An 18720-nucleotide genomic window follows, 5' to 3' on the forward strand; every position below is an offset into this window, starting at 1 on the left:
GGACCTGGCCCTTGGAACCAGTCATGCTTTTTATTCTTGCGGTGCTGTTTGCTATTCCTACTTACGGAGTTTCACTACTGTTGTACTGCGCGTGGTGGTTCGTGCGAAATGCAAGCAGGCGAGTCGATATCGAAAAAATCGTCATGCTTCTCGCCAGAGATTACGCGGAGTCGGGACTTGGAACATGTATTCACGACTTATCGTATGAGAGCGCAAAACATCTGCTCCTGCAGAAAAGTCGTCAATATACTGCATTCAATGACAATTTTTGCCAGTTTGAATTGTTGATCCAGCATCGGGTGTACAGTGTAAATTTGTCTAGGGAGCCAAACGGTACGGCCGCAATATTTAGAGTGGAATTGTCTGAAAATGAGGCTGAGACTGAAGAGAAGAGTACGTCGCGCCAGCAATCAGAATTGAACTGGGAGAAGAAGCTATGTGAATGGTTTCTAGACAACGGAAATTCGACAAGCAACCTGACACCAGAAAACATTGGTGTTCAGACTGCCCTGTACTCAATGATATACGCGACTGCAGATAGCGCTTCGGTACATATTCCTGCCGAGATCGGGCGTATGACGCGCTTAGAGACGTTAAGCTTCACTGATCATGCTGTCGCGACACTTCCCCGAACAATTCGTAATCTCAGGCAGTTGAGAGAGCTGCTGCTGTTGCGCAACCGGTTAGAGCATCTTCCCGATGAGATTTGTGAGCTCAAGAATCTCACGAAAATAAACTTGATTGGCAATAGGTTACGCGCCCTGCCGCAGGACCTTGGAAAACTCGTTAATCTGCGTGAGTTATGGCTATCGTCCAATTCTCTGCATGAGCTTCCGAGTTCGGTCACGCAGCTTAACAACATCCAGTATATTAGTCTTACAGACAACCCAGCTTTGCGATTGTCCAAGAACCAGTGCGACTGGCTCATGTCGCTCATGCGCAAAGGCGCTGAAGTAACGCTGGATCCGACGCTCGAAAACGAGTTCGTAGTTGCCTACGCTGATTTTTTAACCTTGTACGCAGCCCAACAACAGATGCCTAGTTGAAGTCAATGAGCCAAATCGTTCTCGGCTGGATACTCATAGATTAGTAGCGTGGAGGTATTGCCATTGATACCAACTTACCTCAACAGTTGAGAACATCGGCGATCGCTTTCACGCTACGACTACTAAACGCCATGCTGTGCTGCGCGAACAGCAGCCCAGCATGCGGCTCGGCTACCCCAGGCGGCGCGCACTTCTTGATCACGTCAGTACTATCATAGACACGTGAGCTATCCAGTGTCTATACGGTGCAGCGGCGACGCTTACGCGTCAACGGACATACAGCGCGCTTCAAATCTACGAACCAAGTGACCGAACAGAACTCGTAGCCTGTTCGGCATAGAAATGCTGGGTCAGCGAACGATCCCGTCAACGCACACCCGGCAGGAAACGCCAGCGTTTCCCCGACATCGCCCCTACCATTTCCCGAAAATATCGACCGATTTCCCGAAAATTGCTGGCCCGATCGACAACGCGGGATAGCATCCCCGATGGCAAGATTGCACAATCGCACTGGGTTGCCTGCCCTGCCAAAGTTTACCGGCAGGAGTGACGTGGCTGGAGCCCGGACTATCGAGAAAAGGATCAGGAGATGAACAGCACGACAACCGCGGCCCGGTTAATGGCCAAACTGCAGCAGCAGCCGCGGGACAGGATGAGCGACGGGCGCAGCGCCTGGCACGAACTGCAACGAGTGGCGCACGGCAGCTCCGACCTCGTCGGCAAAAAGCTGCCGCCGCCGGTGGCGGACCGAATCGCACGCCAACTGCACGAAATCCTTGAACGCGCCAGGCCAGCGTTGCACGCCGCTGGCGTCTCGATGACCCAGCTGGCGCGTACGGCTTTCGGCGAGTACGAGGCCAGTTCAAAGAACATCGCGCGGTTGTGCCTACCGCCGGGCAGTGACCCGGCACGGCGCGGCATCCGCCGTAATGCGCTGCAATTCCGGCAGCTGATCAGTGCGATCGCCACGCACACGGGGTTCAACGAAGAAGTGATTGCCGACGAGGCACTCGCGGGGACGCCGCTGCATCCGGCGTGCGCTGCCACGCCGGAGTTCAATGAATTGGACTTCCTGAGTGTGGCGCTCAGCCAGATCGTCAACCAGGTGGACTGCGAATTCGATCTGTTCAGCACCTTCCAGCGGACCGCGGCCGCCCGGCTGGCAGGCCTGCAGTCGGGCAGCAAGCTGTGCTGGCCACAATACGACCATAACGCGCCGACTAGCGAAGCCGAGCGCGAGGGGTACAACGCGGATTGGAAGCGCGCCACGGACCCGACCCAGGTCTGGTGGCACGACGACGACCAGTTCGGCCTGACGAACGAGTACCACTGGCAGCCGTGGGGATTCGGCAGCGGGGTGCTGCAGGACGACGATTTCTTTTATGTGCCGCACGCCCTGCTCGGCGATATCGAACTATGGAACCTGCCGAGTCCCGACGTCGACCGCGGCGCCTATGAACTGGCCCTGAGCCGGGAACTGGCGACTTACCGCGCCCTGAACCCGAACCGCCTATGGCCGATGGACGACTTCGACGAGACCACTCGGCAGCCATTCGGCCAGACCGTCCCGCGCAGCGGCAGCGACCCCGTTCTGCACGGAGCTTTGCCGTATTACTGGTGGATCGTCATCTACCCGCATCCGCGCGGACGGCGCCTGGTGCCGGCGTTGTATCAGCCGGGCGAGGAAGGCGGAGCCTACCTGTTGCCGCTCGACCTGCAGGCGCTCGCGATGCTGCGCCACGCGGTATGGATTTCCCCAGCCACGGAGATGCCGGTAACGACACGGTTGCGCCAGCTGCTGTCCGATCCCGACGGTCCCCTGTTGCAGGCGTTTAGACGTACCGCCCCCTGGCTCGTCCATAACCCTGTCTTGCGGTGGGACGAGCAGCGGCGCACCGAGCTCGATGCGCTGGCCGCCGCCATTGGAAAGCCCGCGCAGCGCCGTTGAGCACCACCACCCCAACCCTCGAGGACACACCATGAAAAGCATGTACTTCCGCCTGGATTACCCCAGCCATTTCAACGTCGAACGGCTCATTGACAGCAAGGGACTCGCCGGACTCGAACCCGAGCTGGGGCGCATGCTGCGGCCGGGCCACATAGTGTTCGCCGCGCGCTACTCCACCCTGTCCGGCACTGGGCAGGTTCGGGCGGTCGGCCGCGTCATCGCCAACGCGACGTCTCTGCAAATCGAATGGCGGGCAGCCAACTTCGAACTACACCCAAGCCCGCAAGGGGCGCTTCAGTGGAAGCGAGCGCACTTCTGTTTCGACCGGAGCGTGGCTGAGCGTTACCGGCTGGCAGACCGCGTCGATGACGTGTTCCCCGTCGTCCTGGCGTATCCAGCACGAGGGCTGACCGCGCCGGTGCCAGCGCCGGGCGACGACCCCGGCTACATCTATGTGCTGAGCTCGGAATACGGCTACAAGATCGGAAAGACGCGGCATTTGCACGACCGCACCCGGCTGTTCGCCGTGAAGCTGCCGTTTCCGTTCGAGGTGGCGTTGACGGGCTGGTGCGCGCAGTATTCGCGGACCGAGCGGGACCTGCACCGCGAATTCGCTGCCAAGCGTCTCGAGGGCGAGTGGTTTGAGCTGTCCGACGCCGACCTTGTCACGCTGCGATCCCGATTCGCCGCCGCACAGCCACTTGCATGATCAGCGCCGGGTGGTAGCCGCCCTGAGTGGAGTACACCTAATAAAAACCTGTCGTTGCTCTCCAGGTAACAGAGGGCTACACTGAGCCGTGCCGACCGTCTGAAACCGGCCAAAAGCGGTCACTGCAACTTTATGTGCATTATCGAGCTGTCGTACTTTGTACGTAACGAATCTGGATGTTTTTCGAAGAATGACAACGAAGAGTTTTTTTCAGAAGCAGTCTATTGGACTCGCTGCGCTCGCCTCAACGCGTGACTGGGCAATTTTCTTAGGCGTTGTGCTCGTTTTTCTAGGTTTAGCAGAAGCGGCCTTGGCATGGTCATACTTGGACAATGACGATCTGCAAATCATATTAATCGGCACATTTTTTGGAATGCTACCTTCGGTCTTGATGTGCTTACCGGTGTACGGGACCGTCGACGAACTGTCACGCGATGCGCTTGAATCTTTCCTGCGGTCGAACAAGTTCGTTCGTTATTCCGAACGAAACGAAACTCTGCTCTGTACCCAAAACACGCCCACATGGATGCGGTGGGACTCAAATCGCGTGACGATCAGGCCCCTATCTAACGGACAGTTAAGTGTAGCAATGCCACTTTACTGTTATCGAATTCTTAAGCAACGGAAATGAGCCGTTCAGCTGTCAACGTCCGCAGTGGCTCGATATCGGACTTACACGGCCGTAGTTCGGTAGCCAAGATCGCGGCCGTGTTCCCAGACGGACCGATGCCATGGCCCAAGCATTTCTCCCCGAAGACCTTTGGGCGCACGCAGCAAGTCATCTCCCGACTCACAGCAGATCGCCGAAGGGCGGACGGCCACGTATCAGCGATCGCGCGACCCTGACGGCGATCCTGTCTGTGCTCAAGTCCGGGATACCGTGGGATCAGGTGCCACGCGAACTCGGCTACGGCGCGCATACCCAGGAATACCGGTATCACCGCGGATAATGCCTGCCGGGGTCATCCCGATTCGACGAACGCCTTGAGCCGCGCCAGGGCGACGTCCCACTCACGACCGATGACTTCCAGCGTGCGCCGGGCGGCGTCCAGCTGCGCCGTGTCCAGCGTCCATCTCCGCTCCCGTCCGACCTTGACGTCGTGGACGATGCCGGCCTGGGCGAGGACCTGCATATGCTTGGTCACACCCTGCCGGCTGATGTGCGTGCTGGCGGTCAGCTGCGCGATCGAGAGGGCGCCGCCCGCGCACAGGGCCGCGACGAGCGTCAGCCGCGTGGCGTCTCCCAGCGCCGCGAACACGTTCGCCAGCGCCGGACCGGCATCGACCAGGTCGCGCAGCGCGGCGTCAGGCCGCGACATGGCGGACGATGTTCGTCAGCTGCGCATCCCAGCCGGCGCCGTTCATGCGGAATGCCTCCAGCCGACGGTGTGGCGGGACGTTGTCGAATCCCGATTCCACGATCGTCAGCAAAGTACGGTTGTTTCCGGCGTCGGCCAGCGTGAACGTGACGAGCGTCGGCTGTTCCGCGCTGTAGTCGACGGCGGGATCGATCGCGTAGGGATGCCAGCGGAAGGACAGCAGTTCGAGCGGCTGCATGCGGTCGATGAGCACGTCGAAATGGAGGTGTTCGTAGCCCGGGTAGGTGATGTGCCCGCGTGTACGCTGGCCCGGCGTGAACGTCTGGCCCTTCAGGTCGACGCCGAACCACCGGCCGAAGGCTTCGGCGTCGGCCAGCGCGTTCCACACTTTTGCGCGCGGCGCGTCGATGACGATGCTGCGTTCGATGCGGTCCGTTTCGGATGTGTGCTCCATGATGGCTCTCCTTGGCGTGTTTTAATATGCAACCAGATGGTTGCTTATCGCGCAGTGTAGGACAGGCAGCGCGAATACGCAACTCACGGAAGATGAAGCGCGGCGTACCAGTCCGCGTACGGCGTGTTGCCGACGAGCCGCCGGTTGTAATCGGGCGCGCCGTCCATCCACCACGCGGGGCCGCGCTCGCCGAGGGCGCGCTTCGCCGCGTCGACGTCATCGCGCGCACGCCGCTCCGCCTGCGCGTCTCCCTCCTTCTTCGCGGCGCCGACCGCGCGCCGCGCGCGCATCAGGCGGTCGACGAGTGCCTGCCGCGTGGCCGGATCGAGGTCCGGATTGCTCATGCGCCAGAGGCGGCCCGCGACGACGAAATAGCGGCCGTCGGGCGTCACGGGGTGTCGGGTGGGCATCGCAATATCTCGTAACACTTGTGAGGATGGGTCTTAACGCCATTTTACAGACGAGCGCCTTATCCTTTTCGCACCATCCCGGACATGAAAGGAGCCCCTATGCGCGACCATCCCCCGGCCGGCCGCCTGGCCGACGAACTGGCGACCGCCGACGTCAGGTTCACGATCACCGATGGCCAGGTCACCGGCCTCGAACACGTGATCGGCAGCCGGACCATCGCAGCCAGCCTGCCCGCCGACGCGACGTTCAACGTCGGCACCGGCACCGTCACGGAGACGCTGACCCGCGGCGCGGCCACGGCGACGCTGACCTGGTCGGTGGACGCGGCCGACGCCGCCCTGTATCACCTGACGCAGGAAGTGCGCAGCTTCGACACGACCGCCGCGAACACGCCGACCTACGGTTTCTCGGTGGCCGAGGGCGCCGTGACGGGCATGACCCAGACGTTCGGCACGTCGGGATGGACCCACGACGTGGCTGTCGGCGACCTGGCCGCGAGCGTGTTCACGGTCGCCGGCAGCGCCGTCACGGAAACGGCCATCCGCGGCAATACGCTGGAGACGCTGACGTACACGACGACGGACGGCACGACGTACAAGCTCGCGTCGGAAACGCTGACCGTGGTGCCGGTGGGGACGGCGGCGACGGCGCTGGACGTCGAGCCGTACGAACGCATGCGCTTCACGTTCGACGGCGCGACGGTCACGGGGGCCCGGGCGGTCAAGCCGGACGGCACGACGGTCGACGTCCACCTGGGTTCCACCGTCACGTACGCGCAGGCGGCCGCGGGCTATGTCGTGGAGACGATCACCCGCGGCAATCACGCCTACTACGAGGTTTTTCATGATGGGAACGGCGACGGCATCTACACGGCCGTCGCGCACGGCCAGGGCACGACGGTCGACCTCGTCGGCCTGCAGGCGCAGATCACGCCGCAGATCGACGCCTTGCTCTGATCCGCTTTCCATTTTTCCAATCCACGGCCGCGCGCATCGGGCATCATGACGCCTTTACGACAGGAGACACCATGATCAAAGGATTGCGCACCGTGACCTATCCCGTGGCCGACCTCGGCCGCGCCAAAGCCTGGTTCGCCGACGTGTTCGGCGTCCAGCCTTATTTCGACCAGCCGTTCTACGTCGGTTTCGCCATCGGCGGGTTCGAGCTTGGGCTCGTCCCGGACGGCACGCCGGGCACCACGGGGTCGACGACGTTCTGGGGCGTGGACGACATCGCGGCCGAGGTCGAGCGCATCGTCGGCCTCGGCGCCACCGTCCACGCGGCGATCCAGGAGGTGGGCGAGGGCATCAAGGTCGCGGAATTGCAGGACCCGTTCGGCAATGTCCTCGGCCTCATCGAGAATCCGCTGTTCGACCCCGCCGCCGTGCGCTGATCACATGCCGGCCGGCGGCTCGACCGGGATCGGGTTGCGCAGCGACAGGTTGATCGCGTTCCAGCCCCGGATGACGGCGATCGTATAGCCCAGTTCCGCGATCTCGCCCTCGCTGAAATGTTCGCGCAGTGCGGGCCAGGCAGCGTCCGTGTCGTCGCGGTGGGGCAGGGCGTTGACGGCGTCGGCCCAGGCCAGCGCGGCCCGTTCGCGTTCGCTGAAGAACGGCGATTCGCGCCAGGCGGCCACGCTGTTCAGGTGGCGCGGGTCGGCCCCCTGCTTGATCAGGTCGCGCCAGTGCATGTCGACGCAGACGCCGCAGCCGTTCTGCTGCGAGACGCGCAGGTTGACGAGTTCGACGAGGCGCGGGCCCAGCGCGCCCTGCTTGACGGTCTGGGACAGATTGATCATGGCCTTCAGCGCGGACGGGGCCAGGGTGAACAGGTTGATGCGGGCAGCGTGCGACATGATGGTTCCTTTCGTTGGCGGGGCTGCGACATGCAGCCTTCTCACCATTAGACGGAACGGCTCCCGGCTTTGTGACAGGTAGCGCGAATTATTTCAAACCGTATCGCGCGCGCGAGCTGCGTGCCCGTTCGTGCGGGGCGAACGGGCTGCTCGCGCGGTCCAGCAGGTCGCGCGCCCAGGCCAGCCGTTCCCGCTCATCCGCGTCGAGCACCCGGCCGTCATCGGTCAGCGCCCGGATGACGTGGATCGCCAGCTCCTTCGCCGCGATGTCCTCGGGCAGGCCGGAGCGCGTGCACAGGCCGTATGTGCCCGCGATGAAGTGCTGCCATTCGCTGCGCAGGTGCTCGTCCGTCGCTTCCATGTCGAACAGGGGCAGGGCGTGCAGCGCCGCCCGGTAGCGCGCCGCGAACAGTCTGTACGGATCCTGGGCGCCATCCAGCAGCACATGGAGCCACTCGACATAGCCTTTGGCAAACCAGTCGAGCGCGTGGTCTTCCGCGTGGTCGCCGAAGTACGACGTGCAATCGATGCGGACCCGAAGCCGGTACGACGGCGCGGGCATCGTACCCGCGGCCGTGAACGCATCCAGGCGGGCACCGTCGGTGGCGCAGGCCGCGAGCAGCTGCGCGCGGGTGAGGAAATGGGTGTGCAGGTAGTCGATGAGTTCCATGCGCCCATGCTAGCGGGAGCCGGTGCGCGACGCTTCGGCCGCGGCCGAAGCATCCGCCGGCACATGCAAGCCCTGTCAGTGCGCGGTGACGAAGCCCGATTCCGCGCCCCAGCGGATCGCGGCCCGGTTCAGCACGATGGCTTCCGCGTCGGCCAGCCAGCCGTCGGCATCGGCGAGGCGCCACATGGCGCCGAGCAGGTTGCGGCGCAGTTCGGGCGCGTCGACGTCGTCGAGGAAGGCATCGATCGTCGCCGTGTCGACGTGCACGTTGCCGTGGTGCGCCGTCGCGAGCAGGTCGTTGCACAACTCGTGCAGGACGGCGTCGAACTCGTCGTCGTCCAGCGCGATGTGCTCCAGGATCCGCGAACGGTAGACGGCCTTCAGCTCGCTGAGGGCGACGTTGCCGTCCACGATCATCGTCAGGGCCAGCAGGCGGCCGGCGGCACGGGGGCTGTTCTTGGGGTATGAGCGCATTTCGGTTCTCCAGTAAAAAGACGTTAGTTGGCGTCGTGCTTGCGCGCGACGTACAGGCTGGCGATACAGCTGCCGGCAATGAGCACGGCGACGACGGTCAGCGACGCCTGCACCGGCATGTGATACCAGGGCATGATCAGCATCTTCGCGCCGATGAAGGTCAGCACCATCGCCAGGCCGTACTTCAGCAGGTGGAAACGATCGGCCATGTCGACGAGCAGGAAGTACAGGGCACGCAAGCCCAGGATCGCGAACAGGTTCGACGTGAAGACGATGAACGGGTCCGTCGTGATGGCGAAGATCGCCGGGATCGAGTCCACCGCGAAGATCAGGTCCGTCGCTTCGATCAGCAGCAGCACGAGGAACAGCGGCGTCACGTAACGGAGCCCGTTTGCGGCCACGAAGAATTTCTCGCCGTGGTCGCCTTCCGCCACGCGCAGGTGCTTTCGCGCGAAGCGCATCACGGGACTCTGCTTGACGTCCGGTTCCTTGTCGGCCGCGACCAGCATGCGCATGCCCGTCAGCAGCAGGAAGGCGCCGAACACGTACAGCACCCAGCTGAATTCGCTCACGACCCACGCGCCGGCGCCGATCATGACGGCGCGCATGACGATGGCACCGAGGACGCCGTAGACGAGCACCCGGCGCTGGTATTGCTGGGGTACCTGGAAGGCGGTGAAGATCATCAGGAACACGAAGATGTTGTCGACCGAGAGCGCCTTTTCGATGAGGTAGCCCGACAGGAATTCGAGCGCCTTCTGGTCGGCCACGTCGGCGCCGACCGTCGTCTTCAGGTACCACCACAGGCCGCCGTTGAACAGCAGCGCCATGCTGACCCATGCGATCGACCACAGGCCCGCTTCCTTCACGCCCACCTTGTGCGCCTTGTTGCCGCCGAACACGAACAAGTCCAGCGCGAGCATCACCAACACGAATCCGACGAAACCGGCCCACATCGGGCCGCTCGCAATTGTCTCGATTCCGTTCATCATCGCCCTCCGGTCATCGTTGCCGTTGATTTGAACGTTCACTATAGACGCCGGTTAAAGATCGGACTAATCGTGTTATCTTTCATCATTCATCGACTTTTTCGATGTGTTTGGACGCCATGAGCTCACTCAACTACAAGCATTTGCGCTACTTCTGGATGGTGGCGAAGACGGGCAGCATCGCCACGGCCGCCGCGCAGCTCCACCTGACGCCGCACGCGATCTCGGGGCAGCTGTCCGAGTTCGCGGCCACGCTGGGGGTGCAGCTGTTCCGGCGCGCCGGGCGCAACCTCGAGTTGACGGAGGCCGGCCGGCGCATTGCCCGCTCGGCCGAACAGATTTTCACGGCCGGGGATGAATTGCTGGAACTCGTGCGGAACAGCCGGCTCGCGTCGCCGCAACCGTTTCGCGTGGGCTGCGCCGATTCGGTCTCGAAACTCATCGCGTGCAGGCTCGTGGAGCCGGCCCTGAAGCTGGAGGAGCCGGTCCGGCTCGTATGCCGCGAAGGCCGCCTCGACAACCTGCTGGCCGACCTGGCCGTGCACCGTCTCGACCTCGTCATCGCGGACCGGACGATCCCCGCGCACTTCAGCGTGCGCGCCTACAACCACCTGCTGGGGGAAAGTTCGATGACGGCGTTCGCCACCGCGGACCTGGCGGCCCGGCTGGGGCCCGATTTTCCGGCGTGCCTAGACAATGCGCCGGTCCTGTTCCCCGGCGAGGATGTCGCGATCCGGGGCCGCCTGCTGCACTGGCTCGACAGCGCCGACATCCACGTCCGGGTCATCGGCGAGTTCGACGACAGCGCGATGATGCAGGCATTCGGCCAGTCGGGGGCGGGGGTGTTCTTCGCGCCGACGGTGATCGCGGCGCAGGTGTGCGACCAGTACCAGGTCGCCGCGCTCGGCACGGTCGATGCCGTGGTCGAGCAGGTCTACGCGATCACGACCGAACGGCGCATGAGCCATCCGGCCACGGTCGCGATCGGCGCGCTCGCGCGGGACATGCTGTTCAGGGCTTGATGTGCGGCTGGGTGGCGCCCGGGTTCAGGATCTGGTTGGGGTCGATCTGGTCCTTGTTGATCACCTGGGGGGTGCCGGTCTGGTGCCGGCGCGGCAGCATGCTGCCGGTGGGCGCTTCGCGGTCTTCGCGCGAGAGTTGCGGGCCGTCGCCGGTCGGCGTTGCGGCGCAGCCGGCCAGCACGCATGCCGCTGCGGCGGCGATCAGGAGATATTTCATCATGCCTGGTAGTCCTTGGTTTTTTGGTTTGGGTCTCGCCAATATAGTCGCGATATCGCATGAAATCTGTCATCGATTTGTCGCCGCGGCCTCCTCCAGGATCCAGTCGAGGACGCGCTACGGGAACAAGCGCTGCGCCACCGCCATCACGAGCGCCAGGGCCGCGAGGGCAACCAGGACGCCGGCCCAGCCGGGGTGCCCGAAGTTGAGCGTCCAACCCATCATCGGCGTGGCCTTGGGGACCAGCAGGCGCGTGTCGCGCTTGCTGGAATACAGGCCGAGCGGGCCGCGCCAGGTCCAGTTGGCCGGATTACGCCATTCGATCTCATTGATGTCGTCCTGCTTCATCTCTGCCGCCCCGATCGGACAATTTCATTGGCTCGATTGGCGGAAAACATGCGTTTCCGCGATTTTTGGCATTCGATCGATAGCATACAATCTCCCGCGACCGCTTGCATCATTCAACGTGCCAACAATAGGAACACCATGAAACTTGGGAAGTGCATTCTCGGGGCGACATTCGCCGCTGTCCTGGCGAACAGTGCCGCCGAGCCCGTACGGGCGCCTGCAAAGTCGACGTTCAACTGGACGTCGAGCGCACCGCTGATATCGCCTCAACCGGCTGCAGGCCAGACGATTTACGGTGTAAAAGACCCGTCGATCGTGTACGTGAACGGAAAATATCACGTGTTCATGACGACCGCCGGCTCCAAAGGCTGGGGGCTCGCGTACACGAGCTTCGGGAAATGGACGGAAGCGGCGTCGGCAAAGATCGTCCCGCTCGACAAATCCCCGATGGGCCCGGGTTACCGCGCCGCGCCGCAAGTATTCTATTTCGCGCCGCAGAAGAAATGGTATCTCGTCTACCAGGGCGGCGACCCGCTGTATTCGACGTCGGACGATATCGGCGATCCGATGTCGTGGAGCGCCCCGAAACCGTTCTTTTCCGTCGTTCCGGACATCGTCAAGCCACCGCAAGGGCAGGGCTGGCTGGACTTCTGGGTGATCTGCGACGACAAGAAATGCTATCTGTTCAATACCGATGACCATGGGCGCTTGCTGCGCTCGGAAACGGGGTTGAGCGAGTTCCCGAATGGCTTCCGGAATACCGTCGCGGTGATCAGCGAAAAGACCGAAGATGTATTCGAGGCCAGCAATACCTACCGGATCGCGAATTCGGATACGTACGTCACGCTGGTGGAGGCAATCTCGCCGAAAGGGCGCTACTTCCGCATCTGGAAGAGCGATCGCCTGGACGGAAAATGGGAACCGTTTTCGTCCGCGCCGATGAATACGTTCGCCGGCCACGATAACGTCGAACCGCTGTGGTCCGAAGGCATCTCGCACGGTGAAATGATCCGGACGAATGCCGATCAGACGATGACGATCGATCCTTGCCGACCTCTCGAATATCTGTTCCAGGGCAATGACCCGAAAGTGCGCGTGGACGATTACATCAAGCTGCCGTATCGCCTTGGTGTCATCACCGCGAAAGGCGACAATCCGGTGAGCGCACTCTGCCGCCGGTAGTGCTACTATTGCACCATGCACCGCACCCGTTTCACCGACCAGGCGATTATTACCACCATCATCCGGATGGTGGGCTGACGCTTTTCATCGCGACCCGCCTGGAGGCGGGTTCGCGGCACAACCAGTCTCCACGGCGCAACCCAGGGAGACTCCATGACACCCCATCCCCTCGAACGACTGATCCGCGCCGCCGACGCCGCCATCACGGCGGAGGATTTCGACGCGCTGGTGGATTTCTATGCCGACGACGCGACGCTCGTCGTCAAGCCCGGCCTGAACGTCACGGGCAAGGACAACATCCGCGCCGCGTTCGAGCGGATCGCCGCCTACGTGCAGCACAGCCTCGTGGTCGGGCAAGGTCGGATGGAAGTGATCGAAGGCGGCGATACCGCCCTTGTGATCATGGAATCCACGCTCGACTACTTGGAGGCTGGAGACAACGTGAGCGTCACGCGGCGCGCGACCTATGTGTTCCGGCGGGAGGCCGACGGACGCTGGGTGTGCACCGTCGACAACTCCTACGGGACGGCGCTGCTCGACTACCCGCCCAAGTAACGCCGCTCGAACCGCGCACCCATCCGCGTCAGCACTTCGTAGCCGATCGTCCCCGCCTCCGCCGCGACGACGTCGACATGCTGGTGCGGCCCGAGCAGTTCGACGGTCATGCCCGGCTGCAGGCGCGCGTCCGGAATGCCGGTGACGTCCAGCGTGATGCTGTCCATCGACACGGTGCCCGCGACCGGCACGCGCACGCCGTCGATATACGCGCTGCCGCGGCCGGACAGGGCGCGCAGCCAGCCGTCCGCATAGCCGATGGCGATGGTGGCGATGCGGCGCGTACCCTCTGCCACGTAGCGCGCGCCATAGCCGACGGCGGCGCCGGCTTCGATCGTCCGTACCTGCACGATGCGTGCGTCCAGCGATACGGCCTGGCGCAGCGGGTTCACACCGCCCGGCTGGGGATTGATGCCGTACAGCGCGGCGCCGGGGCGCGCGAGGCCGTAATGGAAATCGGGCCCGAGGAAGACGGCCGACGAATTCGCGAGGCTCGCGCGCATGGCGGGAAACTGCGCGCGGATGGCGTCGAAGCGCAGGCGCTGGCACTCGTTCATCGGGTGGTCCGGCACGTCCGCGCAGGCCAGGTGGCTCATCAGCAGGACCGGGTCGAACGCGGCGAGCCAGTCGCGCGGTTCGCCCAGCGCGGCGAGATCGGCGGGCGCGAGGCCCATGCGCGACATGCCGCTGTCGACCTGCACCGCGGCCGCGAGACGGCGGCCGACGCGTGCGCACAGGGCGCTCCATTCGCGCACCTGGCCCGGGTCGTTCAGCACCGGCGTCAAGCCGTGTGCGAGGAAGTCGGCGGCGGTGCCGGGCGGCGGGCCATGCAGGACGTAGATGGTGCTGTCGGGCGGGACGATGTCGCGCAGGCCGATGCCTTCGTCGACGTGGGCCGTGAAGAACACGCGGCAGCCCGCGCGCACGAGCGCGGGCGCCACGCGCGCCATGCCGAGACCATAGGCATCGGCCTTCATCACGCCGGCGACGACGGCGCCGCCCGCGCGTTGCGCCAGCAGGCGGTAATTCGCCGCGATGGCGTCCAGGTCGATCGTCAGGACGGCGCCGGCACGGGCGGCGTGGGCCGGGGGGACGATGTGCGAGGGATGGGCGACCGCGTTCATGCCTTGGCCAGCTCCGCGCGCACGTTCGCGGCCCGGGTGCCGGCATAGCGGAACACGGCCAGGTCGTCGGCGTGGATGGCCGGGACCTTGCCGCCCACCAGGTCGGCGATGACGCTGGCCGAGCCGCACGCCATCGTCCAGCCCAGCGTGCCGTGGCCCGTGTTCAGGAACAGGTTCTTCAGCGGCGTCGCGCCCACGATCGGGGTGCTGTCCGGCGTCATCGGACGCAGCCCCGTCCAGAACGTGGCGCGCGCCACGTCGCCGCCGCCCGGGAACAGGTCGTTGACGACGAGTTCCAGCGTCTCGCGCCGGCGCGGATTCAGCACCTTGCTGTAGCCCGCGATCTCCGCCATGCCGCCGACGCGGATGCGGTCGTCGAAGCGGGTCACGGCAATCTTGTAGGTCTCGTCGAGGATCGTGGAGACCGGTGCCCTGGCCGCATCGACGATCGGCACGGTGATCGAATAGCCCTTGAGCGGATAGACCGGGACGCGGAATTGATCCTTCAGCAGCAGGCGCGAATAGCTGCCCAGTGCCAGCACGTAGCGGTCCGCCGTCACCCGGCCTCGCTCCTGTCCTTTCCTCGTCTGCACGCCAACGATCTGGCCATTGGCGATGTCGAGGCGCTCGATCGCGGTGTCGAACTGGAAGCGCACGCCGAGGTCGCGCGCCATCTGCGCGAGGCGCGTCGTGAACAGCTGGCAGTCGCCCGTCTCGTCGTTCGGCAGGCGCAGGCCGCCGACCAGCTTGTTGCGCACGTTGCCGAGTGCCGGCTCGGCCAGTGCGAGCTGTTCGCGGCCCAGCACTTCGAATGCCACGCCGGCTTCCTTGAGCACCTCGATGTCCTTCGCGGCGCCGTCGAACTGGGCCTGCGTGCGGAACAACTGCAAGGTGCCCTGCTGGCGGCCTTCGTAGGAAATGCCCGTCTCGGCACGGAGCGCACGGATGCGATCGCGGCTATATTCTGCCAGGCGTACCATGCGTTCCTTGTTGACGGCGTAGCGGCCGGCGTCGCAGTTCCGGTACATCTCCCACATCCACTGGAGCTGGAACAGGGAGCCGTCCGGCTGGATCGCCAGCGGCGCGTGGCGCTGGAACAGCCATTTGAACGCCTTCAGTGGAATGCCCGGCGCCGCCCACGGCGACGCATAGCCCGGCGAGATCTGGCCGGCGTTGGCGAAGCTGGTTTCGAGGGCCGGACCGGGTTGACGGTCGATCACGGTAACGTCGTGGCCGGCCTTGGCCAGGTAATAAGCGGTGGTCACGCCGACCACGCCGCTGCCGAGTACGATGACGCGCATAGTTTTCCTTGTGTCTCTGTTATTCTAGAATTAGAAGATGTTTTTATTGTAGTAGTAGGAATGCGATAATTGTTTCGGTTTGCCATCAACTTTTCAGTGAAAAATCATGCGCGTGCAAAAAGACTCGAACCGTGTGCTGGACCGCATCGACCTGCACATCCTCTCCATCCTGCAGGACGATGGCCGCATCGTGATGAAGGACCTGGCCGAGCGCGTCGGCCTGTCGCTGACGCCGTGCATCGAGCGGGTCAAGCGCATGGAGCGCGACGGCGTCATCGCCGGCTACCATGCGCGTGTGGCGCCGCGGGCGCTGGGGCTGCAGGTCCTCGTGTTCGTGGAAATCACGCTGCGCCAGAAGTCGGAGCAGGCGTTCGAGCGCTTCCGCCGGGCGATGCTGGCGATTCCCGAGGTGATGGAATGCCACCTCGTGTCCGGCGATTTCGACTACCTGATCAAGGCGCGCATTCCGGAGATGACGGAGTACCGGAGACTACTGGGCGAGATCCTGCATGTGGCGGACGGCGGCCAGTCGAAGAGTTACGTCGTGATGGAAGAGGTCAAGGAGACGCTGGCGGTGTCGATCGCGCGCTGACGGCGGGAGAAGATGAGGTATGGATGGCAATGCGCCATGATAGTATCGACACACCGAGCTGGCGCTGAGCGAGCTCTTGCACGGTCAGAGGATAATGCGATGTGGACGAGAGAAACTGAAGCCCTTCTTGTGGATTCATTGGCGGATGCAGTGGCACATCACCGCCCTCCGGCGTCGGATCGGGAAGCCGATGTGTATCGGCTTTCGGCACAACTTTTAAAGACGAGGTATCGAGTGGCAGCCGATTTTCTCGATGCGGCATCTCGTCGGTTTTATGAACAAGCGGCTGTCGTACCCCGTCCGTTCCCGAAGGTCGTCAGTGACGGTCTCGTGGCGGATGTCCCGCGCTTGCGGCAGTTGCTGGAGAAACGCATGGCCGGGGTGCGCACGTGGTGACTCCGGTCGAATTCGCGACCCATACCGACTTGGCGGAGGGGCTGCGTACGCTCATCCGGGAGCTCGAAAAGCGCACTGATTTGCGTGAGCCGATCAATATGGTCATCGCAGGGGGAATGGCGATTCATTTGTACACGGCCGCGCGGGTCACGACTGATGTCGATGCGGAATTTTCTAAGCGGATTCTTTTGCCGGCCGATCTTATCGTCGAGACAAAGAACGGCGAATTGCTTTATCTCGATCCAAACTACAACAGCAGTTTCGCGCTGATGCATGACGACTACCTGCAGGATGCGGTCCCTGTCCCGATCGGAACTGAGTTCGTCCACGTCTTTGTCCTGAATCCACTCGATCTCATCATCAGCAAAATCGCGCGCTACTCCGGGCCGGATGCGCAAGACATCGCGGAGATCATTTCGCGTTTTCGGATTTCCGCTGACGAGATTCAACGACGCGCCGAAGAAGCGCTCGGGGGATATGTCGGGAATACGGACTACCTTCGTATGAATTTGCGCGATGTCCTTGCGACTGCTGATCGGTTGACAGGAGGTTCCGGGTCCTGATGGGAACCTGAGCGACAAGCCTTGGAGCACCTGGGGAAGCGCTGAACAAACAGGTTGTGCGTCCGATTCAATGCGACTAAACCAGCGGCGGATATGACGGTGGTCAGAATCACTTATTTTTCACGCGTGTCGATGTCCTCGTCGGACGAGCCGAAGCACTGCTGCGCGATGTACATGCCGGCATCCTGTCGATAGCGTCGGGTCGTTGAGCGGACTCTTGGGTGGCTCCATCGTCACTCCGCCCGATACAGCGGCAACGCCAGCTTCACCGGCCGCACGTCCATCCGCACCCGGTACACGGAATAGGTATCGGCCCGGTTCGACGTCCAGCCCTCGCTTTCCGGCGTGCGCGTAAAAGTGAATTCGAAGCCGCGGTCGGCCGCGGCGCCGGCCGGGTCGCCGAACGCGATGCCCGTGGCGCGCGCCTGGTCGCTGTCGCACAGCTTCATCAGCAGGTCGGCGACGGCCGTGTTGCCGAGGATGTCGGCGGCGAACAGCGGGCCCCGGTACGACGGGTCGGCCGGGTCGACTCTTTCCTTGTCCGGACCGGGCGTGAAGCGGCCGCTGGCCGGGTCGTAGCGGTCGCCGCTGTCGAGGTAGCTGATGCGGGCACCCGTGACGTTGAAGCCGGTGCGCGCGGCGTCCACGCTGGCCTGGCCGAGGTCGAGCAGCAGCGCGCCCTTGTAGCCGATGACGGCGATCGACCGGTCCGGTGCGACGACGGCCGCCGTGTTCTCGTCGATGCCGAGGCCGAGTTTGTAGTGCTTGGCGAGCATCGCGGGCAGCATGCGGGCGAAGCGGCCGCGGATCAGCAAATGCTGGTCGACGAACACCTCGTCGCCGATGAAGCCGAGGCCCGGCGCGATGTCGCGGCCGTCCGTGATGCCGTCGCGCAGCGTGGGCAGCGGGGCGCGGCCTTCGTAGAACATCGTCTTGCTCATGATGGCGGCGCCGGCGCTCGTGCCCGCGATGACGCCGCCGCGCCGGTACAGGTCCCACAGCGCGTCCAGCACGGCGCTGTTGCGGCCGTCGGCGTGGCGCAGCGCGGCCGTGATGCGGCCCTGGTCGCCGCCCGTGAAGAACGCGCCCCCGGCCGACCGCACGCTGGCCGCCAGTTGCGGGTCGTCGGCGGCCCGGCGCGCGTCGGTGCCGGCCAGCCTGGTGGCCAGCGGCACGACGAACGGGCGGGCGCCGTAGCTGGCCAGGATCTCGGCCGTCAGGCGGCCGGAGCGCTCCGGGTTGCCGGCCGCCGTCGGGAACACGGCGATGCGCGCGCCGCGGCCGCCGGCAAGCTCGACGATCTTCTTCCACACGGGGGCGTTGTCGGCCCGCAGCGCGCCGCCCGCGATCACGAGCGAGCCCTTCGCGGCGCCCGCGGGTGCTTGCGCGTCCGCGCGCGCGGCGGCCGGCGCCAGGCCGAGGCTCAGTACGAAAGCGAGGGGCAGGGTCGGAAAACGGATCGCCATGGGGGTCGTCTCGATGCGGATGGGAATACGAAGCATGATACCCGTGCCCGGCCTTGCGGCCAAAGCCGGTATCATC

23 protein-coding genes are annotated in these 18720 nt (G+C 63.8%); 11 read left to right on the forward strand and 12 right to left on the reverse strand.

Features of this window, described 5'->3' with window-relative positions; translation table 11 throughout:
• The first annotated feature begins 23 nt into the window (after nt 1-23).
• The 4 genes from ACL58G_RS19060 to ACL58G_RS19075 all read left to right on the forward strand — a co-directional run bounded on the left by ACL58G_RS19060 (nt 24) and on the right by ACL58G_RS19075 (nt 4653).
• Nucleotides 24-1046, forward strand: a complete 1023-nt coding sequence (locus ACL58G_RS19060; RefSeq protein WP_440962798.1) for a leucine-rich repeat domain-containing protein — start codon at nt 24-26, stop codon at nt 1044-1046.
• 589 nt (nt 1047-1635) lie between these two features.
• Nucleotides 1636-2994 (forward strand): hypothetical protein, encoded by a 1359-nt coding sequence (locus tag ACL58G_RS19065; RefSeq protein WP_440962799.1) that lies wholly within the window; start codon nt 1636-1638, stop codon nt 2992-2994.
• 31 nt (nt 2995-3025) lie between these two features.
• Nucleotides 3026-3703: a GIY-YIG nuclease family protein gene (locus tag ACL58G_RS19070; RefSeq protein WP_440962800.1), complete on the forward strand. Its 678-nt coding sequence runs from the start codon at nt 3026-3028 to the stop codon at nt 3701-3703.
• Between the two features lie 731 nt (nt 3704-4434).
• Entirely contained in the window at nt 4435-4653 is a 219-nt protein-coding gene (locus ACL58G_RS19075) for a transposase (protein ID WP_440962801.1), read from the forward strand.
• Between the two features lie 12 nt (nt 4654-4665).
• Here ACL58G_RS19075 and ACL58G_RS19080 read toward each other — a convergent pair whose 3' ends face one another.
• The 3 genes from ACL58G_RS19080 to ACL58G_RS19090 all read right to left on the reverse strand — a co-directional run bounded on the left by ACL58G_RS19080 (nt 4666) and on the right by ACL58G_RS19090 (nt 5886).
• Complete coding sequence (locus ACL58G_RS19080) at nt 4666-5022, reverse strand: ArsR/SmtB family transcription factor (RefSeq protein WP_413345935.1); 357 nt, start codon at nt 5020-5022, stop codon at nt 4666-4668.
• On the reverse strand, nt 5009-5476 hold the full coding sequence (locus ACL58G_RS19085; protein ID WP_440962802.1) for an SRPBCC family protein: 468 nt from the start codon (nt 5474-5476) through the stop codon (nt 5009-5011). The genes ACL58G_RS19080 and ACL58G_RS19085 overlap by 14 nt, the downstream gene beginning before the upstream one ends.
• A gap of 83 nt (nt 5477-5559) precedes the next feature.
• Entirely contained in the window at nt 5560-5886 is a 327-nt protein-coding gene (locus ACL58G_RS19090) for a hypothetical protein (RefSeq protein WP_440962803.1), read from the reverse strand.
• Between the two features lie 99 nt (nt 5887-5985).
• On the opposite strand from ACL58G_RS19090, the gene ACL58G_RS19095 reads away from it, so the two are divergent.
• A complete protein-coding gene (locus tag ACL58G_RS19095) occupies nt 5986-6843 on the forward strand; it encodes a hypothetical protein (protein WP_440962804.1) in 858 nt (285 codons plus the stop codon).
• Nucleotides 6844-6914: 71 nt separating this feature from the next.
• A complete protein-coding gene (locus ACL58G_RS19100) occupies nt 6915-7280 on the forward strand; it encodes a VOC family protein (protein ID WP_440962805.1) in 366 nt (121 codons plus the stop codon).
• On the opposite strand, the gene ACL58G_RS19105 is transcribed toward ACL58G_RS19100, so the two are convergent.
• The 4 genes from ACL58G_RS19105 to ACL58G_RS19120 all read right to left on the reverse strand — a co-directional run bounded on the left by ACL58G_RS19105 (nt 7281) and on the right by ACL58G_RS19120 (nt 9878).
• Entirely contained in the window at nt 7281-7745 is a 465-nt protein-coding gene (locus ACL58G_RS19105; protein ID WP_413388942.1) for a carboxymuconolactone decarboxylase family protein, read from the reverse strand.
• An 88-nt stretch (nt 7746-7833) separates the two neighbouring features.
• Nucleotides 7834-8415, reverse strand: coding sequence for a DUF6058 family natural product biosynthesis protein (locus ACL58G_RS19110; protein WP_440962806.1), 582 nt, complete (start codon nt 8413-8415; stop codon nt 7834-7836).
• 75 nt (nt 8416-8490) lie between these two features.
• Complete coding sequence (locus ACL58G_RS19115; RefSeq protein WP_056133488.1) at nt 8491-8889, reverse strand: TerB family tellurite resistance protein; 399 nt, start codon at nt 8887-8889, stop codon at nt 8491-8493.
• Between the two features lie 23 nt (nt 8890-8912).
• Nucleotides 8913-9878, reverse strand: coding sequence for a TerC family protein (locus ACL58G_RS19120; RefSeq protein WP_413389123.1), 966 nt, complete (start codon nt 9876-9878; stop codon nt 8913-8915).
• A 119-nt stretch (nt 9879-9997) separates the two neighbouring features.
• Here ACL58G_RS19120 and nhaR point away from each other — a divergent pair, with 119 nt between their 5' ends.
• Nucleotides 9998-10900 carry a transcriptional activator NhaR gene (gene nhaR / locus ACL58G_RS19125; protein WP_413343525.1) on the forward strand — a complete coding sequence of 301 codons (903 nt, stop codon included), beginning with the start codon at nt 9998-10000 and terminating at the stop codon, nt 10898-10900.
• Here nhaR and ACL58G_RS19130 read toward each other — a convergent pair.
• Both ACL58G_RS19130 and ACL58G_RS19135 read right to left on the reverse strand, forming a co-directional pair.
• On the reverse strand, nt 10890-11120 hold the full coding sequence (locus tag ACL58G_RS19130) for a hypothetical protein (RefSeq protein ID WP_440962807.1): 231 nt from the start codon (nt 11118-11120) through the stop codon (nt 10890-10892). The genes nhaR and ACL58G_RS19130 overlap by 11 nt on opposite strands.
• A 114-nt stretch (nt 11121-11234) precedes the next feature.
• Nucleotides 11235-11465, reverse strand: a complete 231-nt coding sequence (locus tag ACL58G_RS19135) for a hypothetical protein (protein WP_440962808.1) — start codon at nt 11463-11465, stop codon at nt 11235-11237.
• 48 nt (nt 11466-11513) lie between these two features.
• Here ACL58G_RS19135 and ACL58G_RS19140 point away from each other — a divergent pair, with 48 nt between their 5' ends.
• Both ACL58G_RS19140 and ACL58G_RS19145 read left to right on the forward strand, forming a co-directional pair.
• Complete coding sequence (locus ACL58G_RS19140; RefSeq protein WP_440962809.1) at nt 11514-12647, forward strand: non-reducing end alpha-L-arabinofuranosidase family hydrolase; 1134 nt, start codon at nt 11514-11516, stop codon at nt 12645-12647.
• Between the two features lie 153 nt (nt 12648-12800).
• On the forward strand, nt 12801-13202 hold the full coding sequence (locus ACL58G_RS19145) for a YybH family protein (RefSeq protein ID WP_440962810.1): 402 nt from the start codon (nt 12801-12803) through the stop codon (nt 13200-13202).
• On the opposite strand, the gene alr is transcribed toward ACL58G_RS19145, so the two are convergent.
• Complete coding sequence (alr, locus tag ACL58G_RS19150) at nt 13187-14326, reverse strand: alanine racemase (protein ID WP_440962811.1); 1140 nt, start codon at nt 14324-14326, stop codon at nt 13187-13189. The two genes, ACL58G_RS19145 and alr, sit on opposite strands and share 16 nt — an antisense overlap.
• Nucleotides 14323-15627, reverse strand: coding sequence for a D-amino acid dehydrogenase (locus ACL58G_RS19155; protein WP_440962812.1), 1305 nt, complete (start codon nt 15625-15627; stop codon nt 14323-14325). The genes alr and ACL58G_RS19155 overlap by 4 nt, the downstream gene beginning before the upstream one ends.
• 106 nt (nt 15628-15733) lie before the next feature.
• On the opposite strand from ACL58G_RS19155, the gene ACL58G_RS19160 reads away from it, so the two are divergent.
• Nucleotides 15734-16219 carry a winged helix-turn-helix transcriptional regulator gene (locus ACL58G_RS19160; RefSeq protein WP_160410490.1) on the forward strand — a complete coding sequence of 162 codons (486 nt, stop codon included), beginning with the start codon at nt 15734-15736 and terminating at the stop codon, nt 16217-16219.
• A 389-nt stretch (nt 16220-16608) separates the two neighbouring features.
• Complete coding sequence (locus tag ACL58G_RS19165) at nt 16609-17178, forward strand: DUF6036 family nucleotidyltransferase (RefSeq protein WP_440962813.1); 570 nt, start codon at nt 16609-16611, stop codon at nt 17176-17178.
• Nucleotides 17179-17411: 233 nt separating this feature from the next.
• Here the strand turns inward: ACL58G_RS19165 and ACL58G_RS19170 are convergent, their stop codons facing one another.
• Entirely contained in the window at nt 17412-18680 is a 1269-nt protein-coding gene (locus ACL58G_RS19170; protein WP_440962814.1) for a cyanophycinase, read from the reverse strand.
• Nucleotides 18681-18720: the final 40 nt, after the last annotated feature.

The organism is Massilia sp. GER05 (genome assembly GCF_052056005.1).
Classification (GTDB): Bacteria; Pseudomonadota; Gammaproteobacteria; order Burkholderiales; family Burkholderiaceae_D; genus Telluria; species Telluria orientalis.